We start from the raw sequence: 15,500 nt of genomic DNA on the forward strand, positions 1-15,500 counted from the left end.
GTCGGCGCAAGAACCAGCGGGAGAACGTGTGCGTCCCTGTCACTTGAAATGAGCGTATCAAACGGCGGCGGCAGGAGGCCCCTGCCCTCCTTCGCGCGCCTGATCGGTCCAAAGAACGCGGGCGAGATCAGCTTGTCTTACTCGGGTCCGTACCGAACCAAAATCTTGACTCAGATTTCGCCTTGACATCCGGGAAATGAGACATCACTCTCATAACTAAGATATCAGTTTGCGAAAAGATATGTCTCAGATTGTCGAAATCCCCGCCTTGCCCCTGGAAGAATTGCTTCGCACGTTTCCGAAGGAGGGGCCGGGCAACACCACGGCCAAAGTCTATCGGTTGCTTCGACAATTGATCGTCGAGGTCCGGCTTCTGCCCGGACGGGCGCTACCGGAAAAGGAAGTGGCCGCGATCCTCAACGTCTCCAAGACCCCGGTGCGCGAGGCGATCATCCGGCTATCCGAGGAGGGCCTGGTCAAGGTCGTTCCGCAGGGCGGCACCTTCGTCGCGACGATTGAGGTACAGCGCTACATCGAGGCCTGCTTCATTCGTTTTCGCCTTGAATCCGGGGCGGCGGCGGAGGCCGCCAAGAGACATACGCTGGAAGATCTTGGACGGTTGGAACTCTCTCTCAACCAGCAGATCGAGGCTGTCGCAAGCGAAGACTACACGCGCTTCTTCGAGCTGGACGAAGACTTTCACCGGGCGATCTTTTCGACGGCGCGGCTCGGCGGCGTCTGGGCCTTCGTCAATCAGGCCAAGGGCGAGATAGACCGTATGCGCCATCTGAAGATGGTGTTCGGCGTGCGCAGGACAGGCGAGGTCATCCACGAACACCGCGATATCGTCGATGCGATAAGGGCCGCATCTCCGGACGAAGCGGTGGCCGCGATGACCCGGCATCTTGGCTCTCTCGAGGCCAAGATCACGGAGCTTTCACGCGATCCGAAGCTGTGGAGCTACATCGAATCGATCAATGCAACCACAACAGAAAAACGGAAACCACGGCGCAGCCTGACCTGAGGAAGGCGCCGTCGGGAGGAAAGCTGAAATGTCTGCAGTGGAATTGAACGACGTAGTGAAACGCTACGGCGCACTCGAAGTCGTGCACTCTGTAAACCTGAATGTCGAACGCGGGGAGTTCGTCGTTCTCGTCGGGCCGTCGGGATGCGGCAAGTCCACGACCTTGCGGATGGTGGCGGGTCTGGAGGAGATTTCCGGCGGAACGGTCTCGATCGGCGGGCGGCTCGTCAACCGGGTCGCGCCAAAGGACCGCGACGTAGCGATGGTGTTCCAGAACTACGCGCTTTATCCCCACCTCAATGTCGCTGAAAACATCGCGTTCGGCCTGCGGGTAAGGCGGGAAAAGAAGGACGTGATCGAAGCGGCCGTCAAGGAAGCGGCCGCTATCCTCGACCTCACGCCTTACCTTGCACGCAAGCCCGCGGACCTGTCCGGTGGCCAGCGGCAGCGTGTCGCCATGGGACGGGCGATCGTCCGCAAGCCGCAAGTCTTCCTGTTCGACGAGCCCTTGTCGAACCTCGACGCCAAGCTTCGCACCCAGATGCGCGCGGAGATCAAGCGGCTTCACAAACGCATGGGCGTCACCAGCATCTACGTCACCCACGACCAGATCGAGGCGATGACGCTGGCAGACCGCATCGTCGTCATGAACGGCGGCCGCGTCGAACAGGTCGGCACACCGATGGAGCTTTTCCTCAAACCGGCCAATGCCTTCGTTGCAAGCTTTCTCGGTTCACCACCGATGAACCTCCTGCGCGCAACAGTCGTCTGCGTGGACGGCGAGCCGATGGCGCGCATAGACGCCGCCGACCCGGAAGCCGCCCTCCTCAGATTACCGAAGGCAATCGGCACATCCCTGCGCGCCGATCAACGTATCCTGGTCGGCCTCCGGCCCGAGCACGTCGCGGTCGGCAATGACGCGAGCGGGGACGTCCAGGAAATCGCCGCGACAGTCGACCTCGTAGAGCCGCTTGGGTCCGAGGCTCTGCTGCATACCAGGATTTCCGGCCAACCGATCGTCGCCAAGATCGAAACGCCCGCCGATGTCGAGGCGCTCTCGCAAATCGGCAGGCTGCAGATACCGGTGGGTCGCCTTCATGTCTTCGACGCCGAGAGCGGCAAAGCCGTCAACGGTCATGCGTGAGGCGAGGATGACATCGATGATCGCTGGATATTTAAAGCGCCTTGGCGAGGACCTCCGGAAAGACTGGCAACTTTACCTGCTCATCCTTCCGATGCTCCTTTGGATTGTGCTCTTCCTCTACAAGCCCATGGAAGGGCTGCAGATCGCATTCAAGGATTTCAGCCCGTTCCGCGGTATCGCCGGAAGTCCCTGGGTGGGTCTCGAGAATTTTCGCACCCTGCTTGGCGACCAGATCTTCATCCGCGCATTCGTCAATACGATCACCATCAGCGGCCTCGGGCTGATCTTCGCCTTCCCCGTACCGATCGTGCTCGCCATCATGTTCAACGAGCTTCAGAGCGAGTTGGGCCGCAGGTTCTCCCAGACCATCGTCTACCTGCCCCACTTCATCTCGGTGGTGATCGTCGCGGGCATCGTAATCAACCTGCTGTCTCCGACGACCGGCGTGGTCAATCTCATTCTGTCGAGCCTCGGTCTCGACCGGGTCTATTTCCTCACCCAGCCGGAATGGTTCCGCACGATTTTCATCGGCTCGAACGTCTGGAAGGAAGCAGGCTTCGAATCGATCGTCTATCTCGCGGCAATCGCCGGCATCAGTCCGACGCTCTATGAATCGGCCCGGGTCGATGGCGCGTCGCGCTGGCAGATGATGTGGCGCATCACGCTTCCATGCATCCTCCCGACGATCATCATCATGCTGATCATCCGCATCGGCAACCTCGTCGAGGTCGGGTTCGAGTACATCATCCTGCTCTACCAGCCGGCAACCTACCGCACCGCCGACGTCGTCTCGACCTATGTCTACCGGACGGGTCTGCAGGGTACGCAGTACGACCTTGCCACCGCCGCCGGCCTCTTCAATGCGGTCATCGCCTTCGCTCTCGTCTTCGCAGCCAACCGGATCAGCCGGAAGGTTTCGACAACCTCGCTCTGGTGATCGTCATGGCCAGCTTCAATCTCTATTCCCGCGGCGACCGGATCTTCGGATATGCGAACGCAACCCTGATCGGGCTCTTCGTCCTCTCGACGCTGTACCCGTTCATCTACATCCTGTCAGTGTCGATCTCATCGGGTGCCGCGGTCACCTCGGGGCAGGTCGTGCTTTTGCCGAAAGACCTGACACTTGCTGCCTACGAGTTCGTTCTTTCGGATCGGCTCTTCTGGATAGCCTACGGCAATACCTTCATCTACACCTTCGGGGGTACGGCCGTCAGTCTCGCGATCATGATCCCCGGCGCCTACGCGTTGTCGCGTGCCCGGCTCAGGGGGCGCAAGATCCTCAACCTGATGGTGGCGTTCACCCTGTGGTTCAACGCCGGCATGATCCCGTTCTTCCTGAACATGCGGGATCTCGGGCTGCTCGATTCGCGCTTCGGCATCATCATCGGCTTCGCCTGCAACGCCTTCAACGTCATCCTGCTACGCAACTTCTTCGAGGCCGTGCCGAAATCCTTCGAGGAAGCCGCCAAGATGGATGGCGCCAGCGAGTTCCAGCTGCTTTGGAAGGTTTTCATCCCCTTGTCCAAACCGGCGATCATCACGGTCGCGCTGTTCTGCATCGTTTCCAGGTGGAACAGCTACTTCTGGGCCATGGTGCTGTTGCGCGGCGAGGAGAAGATACCGCTTCAACTCTACCTCAAGCGCATCATCGTCGATCTCACGGCCAACGACGAGTTTGCAAGCAGCCTGCTCACGTCTCGTTACTCGTTCGAGACCGTCACCGCGGCGATCATGATCGCTTCGATCATTCCGGTGCTGCTCATTTATCCAAGCATCCAGAAATACTTCAACAGGGGCATCACCCTTGGTGGAGTGAAAGAATAACGGCCGTCTCAGTCAATTCTGTTTAAGGAGGAGAATGGAATGAGATATTTTCGAGACACGCTGGCGTTGCTCGCCACCTGTGCGTTGCTGCAATCCGGCCCTGCCTATGCGCAAGACGCCTCAACGAAGATTACAGACGATCCGCTAGAACTGACGATCCATTTCCATTTCCGCGACAAATACGTCTACACGGAAGACTGGCCTGTCGAGAAGAAGGCGGCCGAATGGACCGGCATCCACGTGAAGAATGTCGCCTCGCTCGCAACCAGCAGCAGCCGCGATGCGTTCAACTTGCTGATGGCCTCCGGCAATCTGCCGGACATCGTTGGCGGCGACGTCACCGGCGGGCTTAAGGACGATTTCATCCGCTATGGCATGGAGGGCGCCTTCATGCCGCTGGATGATCTGATTAAGGAGAACGCCCCCAACCTCAAGAGGTTCTTCGACGAGCATCCGATCGTGCGCCAGGCAATCAGCGCGCCTGATGGTCACATCTACTTCATCCCCTATGTGCCCGAGGGCGAATTTTCGCGTGCCTGGTTCATCCGCCGGGATTGGCTCGACAAGCTGGGCCTGAAGGTTCCGGAAAACGTCGACGAGCTCTATGCCGTTCTCAAGGCGTTCCGCGAGAAGGACCCGAACGGCAACGGCAAGAAGGATGAGGTTCCCTACTTCGCACGCGAGCCGATCGAAGCGGTGCGGCTGATCAACATGTGGGATGCCCGCGTGTCCGGCTCGGAACGCTATGGCGATTTCATGATCGAAGACGGCAAGGTTGCGCATCCCTGGACGACACCGACCTACAGGACCGGTATCTCCAAAGTTGCGCAGTGGTTCAAGGAAGGCCTGATCGACACGGAGGTGTTCACCCGTGGCGCTCGGGTGCGTGAATACATGCTCGGCAACAATATCGGGGGCATGACGCACGACTGGTTCGCAAGCACGTCCAACTACACCGACGCTCTGAAGGACAGCATTCCAGGCATTAACTTCGCGCCGATGCTGCCGCCGAAGACCGTGTCCGGGAGACGCTTTGAGGACAGCCGGCGTGCGACCGTTCAGCCGGCAGGCTGGGCGATCTCCTATTCGAACCAGCACCCGGTCGAGACGATCAAGTACTTCGACTTCTGGTTCTCCGAAAAGGGCCGGATCCTGTCGAACTGGGGCATCGAGGGCGAGACCTACGACATGGTCAATGGCAAGCCCGTCTATAAGCAGACCGTCCTTCACAATCCCAAGCCGGTGAACGCTCAGATGTGGGAAATCGGCGCCGGCGTGCCGCGTGGCTATTGGGCCGCCTATGCCTCCGAGGAGCAATGGACGAACAAGATGGCTCTCGACGGGATCGCCATGTACGAGAAGGAACCAGGGCTTCTGCAGCCCGAGTTCACCGGCGTCTCCATGAACAGCGACGAGCGCGCCGTTTACGACAAGTACTGGCCGAGCCTTCTCACCTACATGATGGAAATGCAGCAGACCTGGGTCCTCGGAGCCCAGGATGTCGATGCCTCCTGGGACGGCTACGTCGCCCGCCTCGACCAGCTTGGCTACGCCAAGGTCACCGAGGTGATGCAGGCGGCCTATGATCGCCAATACGGAAAGAACTGACCCGATTACCGGGCGCGGCCGGTCCGCGCCCGCCTCTGTCACGTATTCAAAGGACGTCATTTCGATGCCCAAAGCCGCTGAAGCACCCCGCCTGCAATATCTCGACGAGCCGAAACCCGGGACCCTGACGATCGGCTATCAGCCGGCCGGCGACGCCTATGTCGAGAACCCGCCCCGGTTCAGCTGGCTGCCGGACCTGAACGACGATGCGCGCTATGTGGCGCGGATTTCCAGCGATGCGGGCTTTGCGCCGGAACGGACGCTGGTCTTCGACAATATTGCCTGGAACTTCTTCACCCCGGATACAACCCTTGAGCCCGGATCCTACTGCTGGTCGTTTGCTCTCTGGGACGATACCGAAAAGCGTGTCGCCTCCGATTGGAGCAGCGTGCGTGAATTCACGCTCAAGCCGGGACTGCCCGAGACGGCTTTGCCGCGCGCGACGGCGCGACGCAACACCATGGATCTTCGCCATCCCCGCCTGTGGCTCAATCCGGATGGCATCACCGATTTTCGCGGCCGGCTGAGCGGGGATCCCGACTGCTGCGGCTGGAAGACCTTCTACATGAACTCGGTGGAGCCGTGGCTCTCGCGGAGCCCGATCGCCGAACCGCTACGCTACCCGGACAATGTGCGCACCGCCAAGCTCTGGCGGCAGATGTACATCGACTGCCAGGAGGCGATCTATGCCATCCGGCACCTGGCGATTGCCGGCGTCATCCTGGATGACGCAGACATGATCGCACGGGCCAAGGACTGGCTGCTGTCAGTAGCGGCCTGGGATCCGCAGGGGGCAACGGCCCGCTCCTATAATGACGAGGCAGCGTTCCGCGTGGTGACCGCGCTCGCCTGGGGCTACGATTGGCTACACGATCATCTCGACGAAGACGAGCGAGAGCGGGTGCGTCGCGTGCTCCTTGCGCGAACACGTGAAGTCTCAGACCACGTGATCTGGCGCGCGCGCATCCACGTTTTTCCCTATGACAGTCACGCGGTGCGTTCGCTTTCGGCGGCCCTCACCGCCGCCTGTATCGCGCTCGCCGGCGAGGAAAAGGAAGCCGAGGGCTGGCTGGACTATACGGTCGAATTTCTCTTCACCCTCTATTCGCCCTGGGGCGACAGCGATGGCGGGTGGGCGGAGGGTCCGCACTACTGGATGACCGGCATCGCCTATCTGACGGAAGCCGCCAATCTCATCCGAAACTTCATGAAGGTCGATCTCTATCGGCGCCCGTTCTTCCAGAAGACAGGTGATTTTCCGCTCTACACGAAAGCGCCGGGCACGAAGCGAGCCTGCTTCGGAGATGATTCCACCCTCGGCGATCCACCCGGCCTCAAGGTTGGCTACAATGTCCGCCAGTTTGCCGGCGTCACCGGCAACGCCCATTACCAGTGGTATTTCGAGCGGCTGAAGGCGGATGCCGCCGGTACCGCCATGGAATTCTATAACTACGGCTGGTGGGACCTCAATTTCGACGAGCTGGTCTATCGGCACGATTACCCTGAAGTCGAGGCAAAGGCGCCTGCCGACCTGCCGCCGGTCAAGTGGTTCAGGGAGATCGGCTGGGTTGCGATCCAGAAACACATGGACGATCCCGATCGCCACGTCCAGTTCCTGTTCAAGAGCAGCCCCTTTGGTTCCTTGAGCCACAGTCACGGCGACCAGAACGCATTCCTGCTCTATGCCTTCGGCGAAGATCTGGCGATACAGAGCGGTTACTATGTCGCCTTCAACTCGACCATGCATCGCCGCTGGCGCCGGCAGACCATATCCAAGAACGCCATTCTCATAGGCGACAGCGGGCAATACGCCGAAGGCGACAAGGCGATCGGCAAGAAGGCGGGAGGTCGGATCACGGCGGTGCGTGAGGAGCCGACGCATGTCTTCATCAGCGGCGATGCCACGGCGGCCTATCGGGCGAACAATCCGCTGGTCCTGAGGGTCGAGCGAGACATCCATTTCGCCAGCAGCGACTTTCTCGTCATCGTCGATCGCGTCGAATGCGCCGAACCACAGCCCCTCAAATGGCTGTTCCACTCCGCCCATCCAATGGACGTCGGCAGCAATAGTTTCCGCCTGACCGGCAAGCGGGCAGGACTCTACGGGCAGTTCGTGTTTTCAACCGCAGGGCCGCCGCAGATACGCATGGTCGAAGGTTTCGAAGGCGTCGATCCGACCGAAATCGAAGGCCTGGCGACCCAGTATCACATCGAGGCAACGCTTCCGGCCGCCACCAAGCAGACGCTGGTGACGCTTCTCGTTCCCTATGCCCTCAGCGAACCTCGGCGGGTCTTTCACTTCGTCGACGACCAGGGCTTCAGCGCCGACCTCTATTTCACCGATGTCGACGACAACCAGCTGCGCATCGTCATCCCCAAAAACTTCTGATTGGAAAGGAAATGTCATGAACGGATTGAAGGACAAGGTCATCCTGGTAACCGGCGGCGGCCGCGACATCGGCAAGGCCTGCGCCGAGAGGCTCGCCAGCGACGGCGCAAAGGTCGCCATCACCTATTTTGGCTCGGCGGCTGGCGCCGAAGAATGCGTGAAGGTGATAGCGGCTTCCGGCGGCAAGGCGATCGCCATCAGGGCCGACATGACCGTGGCCGCCGATGCGCAAGCGGCTGTCGACAGTGCAGTCGCCGAGTTCGGTCGGCTGGACGGGCTTGTGCATGTCGCCGGCGGGCTTTTGGCGCGCAAGACCTTGCAGGACATGGACGAGGCGTTCTTCCGGCAGGTGATCGACGTCAATCTCACTTCACTCTTCAATGCATCCAAGGCGGCCGTGCCTGCGATGGCCGACGGTGGCGCGATCGTCACCTTTGCCTCGCAGGCCGGTCGCGATGGTGGTGGCCCGGGTGCGCTGGCCTATACTACCTCGAAGGGGGCGGTCATGACCTTCACGCGTGGCCTTGCAAAGGAACTCGGACCGAGGATCCGCGTCAATTCCGTTTGCCCCGGCATGATCTCCACGACCTTCCACGACACGTTCACCAAGCCGGAGGTGCGGGAGCGCGTCGCTGCCGCAACGCCGGTCAGGCGCGAAGGCCGATCGGAAGAGGTCGCCAACCTGGTAGCCTTCCTGGTCTCCGATGAGGCGTCGTTCATCACCGGCGCCTGCTACGATGTGAACGGCGGCACGCTGTTCTCCTGACATGGTCATGACAGTGCGATTTCCGATCCATGGCAAGCGCGTCGCTCTCATCGGCACGTCGCTTGTCCAGCAAAATCACCACGCAGGCGACAGGCACATCCACTCCTGCGCCAGAGGCTGGGCGACATGGGCGGAGGTTCTCTCCGCCGGCCAGCTCGACATCACCGTCTTTCACGATCCGCGCGTATTTCCCGGCTGGGAGCCGAGCGGCAGGGTTGGCGTCACCCGTGGTTTCGGCGGACTGAACGCGGGTGTCTCGGGCCAGAAGGCCCGGGACATCGCAGAGCGCCTCGAAGAGGTCTTGAAGCTCGATTTTGACCTGATCGTCGTCGATGCCGGCACGAACGACATGATGGTGGAGACAAAGGAAGTCATCCAGTCGATCCGCGAGGCCATCGTTGATCGGCTGATTGAAGCCGGAAAGACGGTGATCCTGCTGCCGATCCTTGCGCGGGGCACACAAAAATGGGTCGCCGGCGGATCGGAACGGGCAAAAGCACACTGGATCAACCAGAAGAGCCTCGCCTTCGCAGCCACAAGACCGCACTGCCACGTCTTCGACTGGAATTCCATCTGGATGGATCCGCATTCGGTCGATGGGGTGCCTTACGATGGTTTTTCCGACGACGGCACCCATTTCTCGGTGCCAGGCGGCTATGCGGTCGGCAAGGCATTGGCAGCTTACCTACGTGGGTTCCTTGCTCCGTCCGCTCTTCGCACTTGGGCGCAGGACGATCGTTTCGATGCCGTCAACAACCCGCTCGGCAACATCGTGCCCGATCCGCTTCTTGCCGATTGCAGGCCGCTGGCCGCTGGTCCGGCCGCTTCTCCGGGTTTGGCGGCCGCAAGTCGGACCATCTCCCGGCCCGACCGAGCGTCGAACTGGCAGGAGATCCGTGTGGCCGGCGGAGAATGTTTCGTCGACATCCTTCCGGGCGCCTTCGTCAATCCGTTGCCGGCAGGCGCCTGGGTGCAGGCAAGTGTGGAGGTGGATGTCGAGGCACATGACGGCTGGAGGGACATTTCTCTCATTCTGGAAGACGGTGCGCCGGAGGGCCTGGTTTCACAGGCGCTGGCTCCGTTTGATCTCGGCGACGGAAACCTCGCGGCCTTTCCCAAGGAGGCATGGTCAGGCGTCCTGAAGACACCGCCGATCAAGCTGAAAACGGCCACGCAAAATCTCCGGTTTGGCCTCAGCCTACAGGCTGTTCCATCTAAGCAGCCGGCAAGCATGCGGTTTTCGACACCGGAGCTACGCCAGGTCATGCAACCGCTGCGCCAATCACCTTGCATGTTCGAGTTCTCACGAACTCTGACGGCCTGAAGCCCGCCCAAATAGCGTCAGCGATCTACCGGACGATATGTGCTGAAAACAGGCCCGCAGGGATGTCGGGGTTGTCGGCATCGGTCACAAGCAGAAGCTTCACGAGGTCGCCTTCCTGTCTCGCATGTATACCTTCTATCTTGTGCGGGTACTCGAGTTGATCAAAGGCAAGGAGTTCCCCCCGTTTTCCAATGATGCCGATGCCAGCGCCGAGACACGGCCCGTCGAGGTAGGCATTCTCGGTATTCTCGGCGACAGCACTGAAAATCATCTCGCCACCGGGCAGTGATGCGGCGTCGGTGAAGCCGAACGGAGTTCCGCCAATGGCGCCCAAATCAAACCGGTCGACCGCACTGGGCCCGAGTGGATCAACTCGATCGTTCTCAAGAGCGTCCAACACCGCAGACAACGGATAGGAAACGATGGCGTTGTCCTTGGGACGCCTGTTGCCGCGCTGCAGCAACCGCAGCTCCTGGCCGACAATCGCCGCGCCCTCGATGTTGAGTTCGCCGAATTCCTTCGCAAGCGGATCAAGAATGAATGAAAGATCGACGCTCTTCGGAGGATCGACCACCGCGCCTTTCGCATCGAGACGGAGCAAGGCCCCTCGCTTGCGATTAGGCCGCGATCCTGAACCGACTGCAAACAGGGCGCCAAATGAAAAAGCGGCGCACGGAGGGATAAAGGTCAGCGCTTCCAAATCAGGCTTGCGCTTCTTTCGATCGCTTTTGGTCTCCGGCAATTCGCCGTCGAACAAGCGGATCAAGTGACCCGGCCCTGAGCCGCGAGCCGGAAACACTCCCAGATGCAGTTCATCATCGGCGATCACATACAGCGCAGCATCAAGGCATACGAGCCCGCTTGCGGCGCTCAAGTGCGAGGTTCGGAAAGATGAGTTCGCAACGATGTCGAGGTCGCGCAACTTCTCAAGCTTCGTCATGATCAGGTCGCTTCGTTGAGGTGAGTAGAGCTAATTTCCAGAGCGTGGGTAGCATAGAGGCCGGCAATACGCTGCCCTGTACGGGCGTCCGCCCAATCAACTTACCTCTGCATCGACGCATTGTCCTCCTTCAGGCTGCCTGCTAATCGGTTCGTCGGGTTCGGCCCGAAAGTCGCGATCCAAGAGCGCTGCGCCCGCAGCCAACGCAACCTCGGAAAACAAGATAATGCCAGTCGTCGCCTCCTATCTTTATCGTTCTGGCATGCGCGCAGAAGAAGTACCGCTCACCACCAAACCGTTCGAGGCTTCCGGCGACGCGTTCGCGTGGATCGGCTTGACTGACCCCACCGCTGACGAGATGGCCTATCTCCAGGCGATGTTCGGCCTGCATTCCCTCGCCGTAGAGGACGCTCTCAACGGCAATCAGGTGCCGAAAGTCGACATTTACGGCGACCAGTTGTTTGTCATCGTCAAGACGGCCCACCTTGAGGGCGACAAGATCGCATACGGCGAAACCTGCATATTCGTCGGAAAGCACCACCTGATTTCCGTCCGCCATGGATCTGCCCGCTCCCACAAGGAACTGCGTCTGCAGCTCGAACAATCCCCGAAGCTTCTGGAACACGGCCCCGATTATGTCCTCCATGGCATTATCGACTTCGTCGTCGACGGTTACCTGCCGGTGGTGGAAACGCTCGAGGACAAGGTTCTGGAGCTCGAGAAACACGTCCTCGTATCGTTCCTGCAGCCCGAGCAGATCAGGCGCATCTTCCGCATGCGTCGTCACGTCATCCGCTTTCAGCGCGTTCTCGGACCGATGGGGGAAGTTGTGGGAAAGCTGACCCACCTCGAGCTGCCATGTATCGACGATAATGCCAAACCGTTCTTCAAGGACGTCTACGACCACGTCAGGCGCGTGGAAGGTCTGGTCGGCGGCCTTCGCGAGATCATGACGTCGGTATTTGAAGCCTCCAATCTGCTGGAACAGCAGCGCCAAGGAACGATTACACGGCAGCTGGCGGCCTGGGCAGCCATTCTCGCGGTGCCGACTGCCATCGCCGGTATCTACGGGATGAACTTCGAAAACATGCCGGAGCTTGCCACGCGCTATGGCTATTTCGCCGTCCTCGGCGTGATTGCGACGCTTTGCACGATACTCTACTGGCGTTTCAAGAGGTCCGGCTGGCTGTAACAGAACGCGTTTCTGCCCGCCGCTCAAGCAAGGTCTGCTGGCGGGTTGCCGCCTTGCCGAGGGCGGCGTCCGCCAGTCACCCCAGTCAGCCGGCTCTTGCGTTCGAAAGCTGCCGGGAGAAACGCCTGCAGTGCATGTCCATCCGGTCCATCCGGGGCGCGCTCTCTGTTCAAGCAGCATTCGGGATAAATCCCCGCTCCGTCGAGAAGACTTGCCTCGCCAACGAATTCGGACGCGCGTGGCTTGAAAAGCCGGGGCACATACATGAGCTTCCCACTTGAGCCCGAGGCAGCCGGAGAGTTGCCGCCAGATTTCGCCTCGACGAACGGGACGTTGCGCTCGACAGAGTTCCCGTCTGCCGGCTTTTCGGCGACCTGCACCCCGATTGGCCGATTGATGCCGCGGAGGCCGCGGCCCTTCCGCAGAACTGACGCCATGAGAAACGCCATGTCATCTCCGCCCAGGGCGGCGCGCCCTACATATTGCACACGGACGGAAGCTGTACCGCGACGCTTCAGATCCAGCATGTCTGCCGCCTTGCTGGAAACATCGATCGTACGCCCTTTGCGGTAAGGACCACGATCATTGACACGCAAGATGACCGACGATCCGTTTTCGAGATTGGTCACCCGCACGTAGCTGGGCAAGGGCAGCGTCGGATGCGCGGCGGAAAGGCGACCCGCGTCGTAAGTCTCGCCATTTGCGGTCGGCCGCCCTTGAAACACCCGACCGTACCATGAGGCAACGCCGCTTCGATCGTAGCTCGGCTCTTCCTTCGGATAGTAACGCTTGCCTTTGACCACATAGGGCTTGCCGACGACATATTGGCCGGCACGCTTTGAGGTTTGACCGGAAGCAACTCGCACGCTCGCATCGACGCGATGCTGCGTGGTGGGAGAATACGCCTTCATTCTATTCATGTCGGGCGTTGATGTGGTGGTGCACGCGCCACCGCAAGCACAGAACATCCCGATCGCCAACCAGCGAATGACTTTGACGGTCGCACCTACTTCATCTCCCATCCCATCCACCATGGACGGCAACTGGCGACGCGACCGCAATGCGAAGTGGATACGCGTGACAGGCGGCACAGCAGCTAAGTGCTGGTCGACACTAGGCGCAATCTGGGGCGTGCTTGGTCCGCTCCATCTGTGATACCTTTCTAGAATGCGGCCTTGAGCGAATGGTTCCGATCCTCCCGTCTGCAGGGAGATCCTATCAAGTGGCGGCGCCTCCACGATTAGGCCCACGAGAGGTCGCTGCGATCGGCTCACTTGGCCAGAAGGCCAGCGCTTCTTCGATCATCGCGATCCGGCAATGGAAAGGTGGCTTGGCGCCGATAAGCTCTGGAGCCAGGCTATCGGCTAGACGACCAGCTCTTCGGCAGCCCGTCTGGCCGCAAGTGCTTTCTCAGTGCCGCGATGCGAAAGATGGCGTTGGCGGCTCCGTAGCCGCCATAGCCGCGTCTTTCGACGATCTCGAAGAAGAACCCTTCGCCAAAGGTTGGACTGTAGAGCTGGAAATATTCGCCGCCGTCATCGCGGTCATAGAGAATGTTTTCGGACTTCAGCCGCTCGACAAGTTCCGCATCGAGGCCGAAGCGGGCTTCGACGTCGTCGTAGTAGTTCGGCGAGATCGGCAGTGCGTTGAAGCCGTTTTTCCGCAACGCCTGCGCCGTCGCGAAGATATCTTCGGTGGTAAAAGCCAGATGTTGTACGCCGGAGCCGAAGGTTTCGGTGATGAAGCGGCCGGCCAGCGTATTGCGGTTCTCCGCGCCGTTCAGCGTCAGGCGCAGTGTACCCGCGTCGTTTTCCACGACCTGGCTGCGAACGATGCCGGCTGGATCGATGATGTCCACCATCGGTGTTTTATGCGCTTCGAGAAGCGATGTGTAGAAGAGCAGCCACGTCAGCATCTCCTCGTATTTGACGGTCTGAGCGATGTGATCGATAGCGGACAGTCCAGCCGGCACGACGGAGCCTTCGTCGCGCACCGGATCGAATTCGATCTCCCAGATCCGGGAGAGTTCGGATTTTTCGTCCAGGAAGTATATGAGCCCGCCGCCTACACCGTGGATCGCCGGAACCAGGAGTTCACCCGGGCCGACCGGCTGCTCGAAAGGTTCGGCGCCAAGCGCCCGTGCCCTCTCCACAGTCGCGGCCGCATCATCCACCAGAAGGCCGAAGGCATAGGCGGAGGTGCCGTGTACGAGATAGGAAGCACTGGCGAAGCCCTCCCGCTCGGTGTTGACCACCAGATTGATTGCACCCTGGCGGTAAACCACCACCTGCTTCGTCCGGTGCTGTGCGGCCTTTTTGAACCCAATCGAAACGAGCAGCGCTTCAAGCTCGCCTGCGTCTTCGTCCGAGGCACTGAACTCCACGAACGCAACCCCCTTCACGTCGACGCGCGGGGGCATCATGGGAACCGGCAAACGGATGTCCGGTTCGGCACGTTTGACCTGGTCCCCGAGGTAGATCAACGAACGATATCCGTCGACGGCAATCGCATTGGCGTTGCCTCCGCGAAACTGGTCGTTGAAGATTTCGAGCGACAGATAGCCGTCATAGCCGGTTGCTGCCACCGCGCGGGTAAAGTCGGTCACTGGCAGGTCGCCCTCACCCGGCATGTTGCGGAAGTGCCGGCTCCAGTAGAGCAGATCCATATCGATCAGCGGGGCATCGGCCAGCTGCACGATGAAGATCTTCTCCTTCGGGATCGAGCGGATTGAATTGATCTCGATCTTGCGCGACAGCGTATGAAAGCTGTCGAGGATCAGCCCGACATTCGGATGATCGGCACGCCGGACGATTTCCCAGGCATCGCGATGATCGCTGATATGACGCCCCCAGGCGAGCGCCTCGTAACCGACGCGTAGGTGCCGCTTCGCGGCCCGTTCGCCGAGCTCGCGAAAATCGGCGGCCGCCCTGTCGATGCCGCCGACGGCAGCCGGCGAGACATTGGAGCAGACAAGGACCAGGTCGGTGCCGAGCTCTTGCATCAGGTCGAACTTGCGCTCGGCGCGGTCGAACGTCCGGGCTCTCAGCGGCTCCGGCATGCCCTCGAAATCGCGGAACGGCTGGAACAGACTGATCTCCAGGCCGAAGTCGCGCACCATCCGTCCGACTTCGCGTGGGCTCTCGTCAAAGGCGAGGAAATCGTTCTCGAAGATTTCGACCCCGGCAAAGCCCGCCTTGGCGATGGCACGCAGTTTGTCCTTGAGATCGCCGCTGAGAGAAACCGTTGCTATCGAGGTCTTCATCGTTCGTTCCTCGTTTGCGTTTTCGGC

Annotated in this window: 12 protein-coding genes; 9 read left to right on the plus strand and 3 right to left on the minus strand. The window is 60.4% G+C overall.

All coding sequences use genetic code 11. The features are described from left to right. The first annotated feature begins 241 nt into the window (after positions 1-241). From C1A35_RS24305 to C1A35_RS24340, 8 genes are all read left to right on the plus strand, one after another. A complete protein-coding gene (locus tag C1A35_RS24305; RefSeq protein ID WP_104666834.1) occupies positions 242-1,024 on the plus strand; it encodes a GntR family transcriptional regulator in 783 nt (260 codons plus the stop codon). Positions 1,025-1,052: 28 nt separating this feature from the next. Beyond that, positions 1,053-2,168 (plus strand): ABC transporter ATP-binding protein, encoded by a 1,116-nt coding sequence (locus tag C1A35_RS24310; protein ID WP_104666835.1) that lies wholly within the window; start codon positions 1,053-1,055, stop codon positions 2,166-2,168. 7 nt (positions 2,169-2,175) lie between these two features. Next, positions 2,176-3,105: an ABC transporter permease gene (locus C1A35_RS24315; protein WP_440271559.1), complete on the plus strand. Its 930-nt coding sequence runs from the start codon at positions 2,176-2,178 to the stop codon at positions 3,103-3,105. A 5-nt stretch (positions 3,106-3,110) separates the two neighbouring features. After that, positions 3,111-3,992 carry a carbohydrate ABC transporter permease gene (locus tag C1A35_RS24320; protein ID WP_104666904.1) on the plus strand — a complete coding sequence of 294 codons (882 nt, stop codon included), beginning with the start codon at positions 3,111-3,113 and terminating at the stop codon, positions 3,990-3,992. Positions 3,993-4,031: 39 nt separating this feature from the next. Continuing rightward, complete coding sequence (locus tag C1A35_RS24325) at positions 4,032-5,600, plus strand: extracellular solute-binding protein (RefSeq protein ID WP_104666836.1); 1,569 nt, start codon at positions 4,032-4,034, stop codon at positions 5,598-5,600. 64 nt (positions 5,601-5,664) lie between these two features. Next, positions 5,665-7,989: a DUF4962 domain-containing protein gene (locus C1A35_RS24330; protein WP_104666905.1), complete on the plus strand. Its 2,325-nt coding sequence runs from the start codon at positions 5,665-5,667 to the stop codon at positions 7,987-7,989. Positions 7,990-8,005: 16 nt separating this feature from the next. Then, positions 8,006-8,755 carry an SDR family NAD(P)-dependent oxidoreductase gene (locus C1A35_RS24335; RefSeq protein ID WP_104666837.1) on the plus strand — a complete coding sequence of 250 codons (750 nt, stop codon included), beginning with the start codon at positions 8,006-8,008 and terminating at the stop codon, positions 8,753-8,755. Between the two features lie 7 nt (positions 8,756-8,762). Then, a complete protein-coding gene (locus C1A35_RS24340) occupies positions 8,763-10,079 on the plus strand; it encodes an SGNH/GDSL hydrolase family protein (protein WP_104666906.1) in 1,317 nt (438 codons plus the stop codon). Between the two features lie 25 nt (positions 10,080-10,104). On the opposite strand, the gene C1A35_RS24345 is transcribed toward C1A35_RS24340, so the two are convergent. Then, positions 10,105-11,019, minus strand: a complete 915-nt coding sequence (locus tag C1A35_RS24345; RefSeq protein WP_104666838.1) for a DUF6929 family protein — start codon at positions 11,017-11,019, stop codon at positions 10,105-10,107. Between the two features lie 226 nt (positions 11,020-11,245). Between C1A35_RS24345 and C1A35_RS24350 the strand changes: the two genes are divergently transcribed. Continuing rightward, positions 11,246-12,211, plus strand: coding sequence for a magnesium and cobalt transport protein CorA (locus C1A35_RS24350; RefSeq protein WP_104666839.1), 966 nt, complete (start codon positions 11,246-11,248; stop codon positions 12,209-12,211). A 23-nt stretch (positions 12,212-12,234) separates the two neighbouring features. Here the strand turns inward: C1A35_RS24350 and C1A35_RS24355 are convergent, their stop codons facing one another. Continuing rightward, positions 12,235-13,233: a septal ring lytic transglycosylase RlpA family protein gene (locus C1A35_RS24355; protein ID WP_440271560.1), complete on the minus strand. Its 999-nt coding sequence runs from the start codon at positions 13,231-13,233 to the stop codon at positions 12,235-12,237. A 335-nt stretch (positions 13,234-13,568) separates the two neighbouring features. Next, positions 13,569-15,473 (minus strand): bifunctional sugar phosphate isomerase/epimerase/4-hydroxyphenylpyruvate dioxygenase family protein, encoded by a 1,905-nt coding sequence (locus tag C1A35_RS24360; protein ID WP_104666841.1) that lies wholly within the window; start codon positions 15,471-15,473, stop codon positions 13,569-13,571. Positions 15,474-15,500 lie beyond the last annotated feature (27 nt).

Origin of the sequence: Ensifer adhaerens, from assembly GCF_002940685.1 — a bacterium.
Lineage (GTDB): Bacteria > Pseudomonadota > Alphaproteobacteria > Rhizobiales > Rhizobiaceae > Ensifer > Ensifer adhaerens_E.

Coding starts and splice junctions, on each gene's coding strand:
- C1A35_RS24325 (WP_104666836.1), top strand. CDS start 4,032: ATGAGATATTTTCGAGACACGCTGGCGTTGCTCGCCACCTGTGCGTTG.
- C1A35_RS24355 (WP_440271560.1), bottom strand. CDS start 13,233: ATGGGAGATGAAGTAGGTGCGACCGTCAAAGTCATTCGCTGGTTGGCG.
- C1A35_RS24320 (WP_104666904.1), top strand. CDS start 3,111: ATGGCCAGCTTCAATCTCTATTCCCGCGGCGACCGGATCTTCGGATAT.
- C1A35_RS24335 (WP_104666837.1), top strand. CDS start 8,006: ATGAACGGATTGAAGGACAAGGTCATCCTGGTAACCGGCGGCGGCCGC.
- C1A35_RS24315 (WP_440271559.1), top strand. CDS start 2,176: ATGACATCGATGATCGCTGGATATTTAAAGCGCCTTGGCGAGGACCTC.
- C1A35_RS24360 (WP_104666841.1), bottom strand. CDS start 15,473: ATGAAGACCTCGATAGCAACGGTTTCTCTCAGCGGCGATCTCAAGGAC.
- C1A35_RS24330 (WP_104666905.1), top strand. CDS start 5,665: ATGCCCAAAGCCGCTGAAGCACCCCGCCTGCAATATCTCGACGAGCCG.
- C1A35_RS24350 (WP_104666839.1), top strand. CDS start 11,246: ATGCCAGTCGTCGCCTCCTATCTTTATCGTTCTGGCATGCGCGCAGAA.
- C1A35_RS24310 (WP_104666835.1), top strand. CDS start 1,053: ATGTCTGCAGTGGAATTGAACGACGTAGTGAAACGCTACGGCGCACTC.
- C1A35_RS24345 (WP_104666838.1), bottom strand. CDS start 11,019: ATGACGAAGCTTGAGAAGTTGCGCGACCTCGACATCGTTGCGAACTCA.
- C1A35_RS24305 (WP_104666834.1), top strand. CDS start 242: ATGTCTCAGATTGTCGAAATCCCCGCCTTGCCCCTGGAAGAATTGCTT.
- C1A35_RS24340 (WP_104666906.1), top strand. CDS start 8,763: ATGACAGTGCGATTTCCGATCCATGGCAAGCGCGTCGCTCTCATCGGC.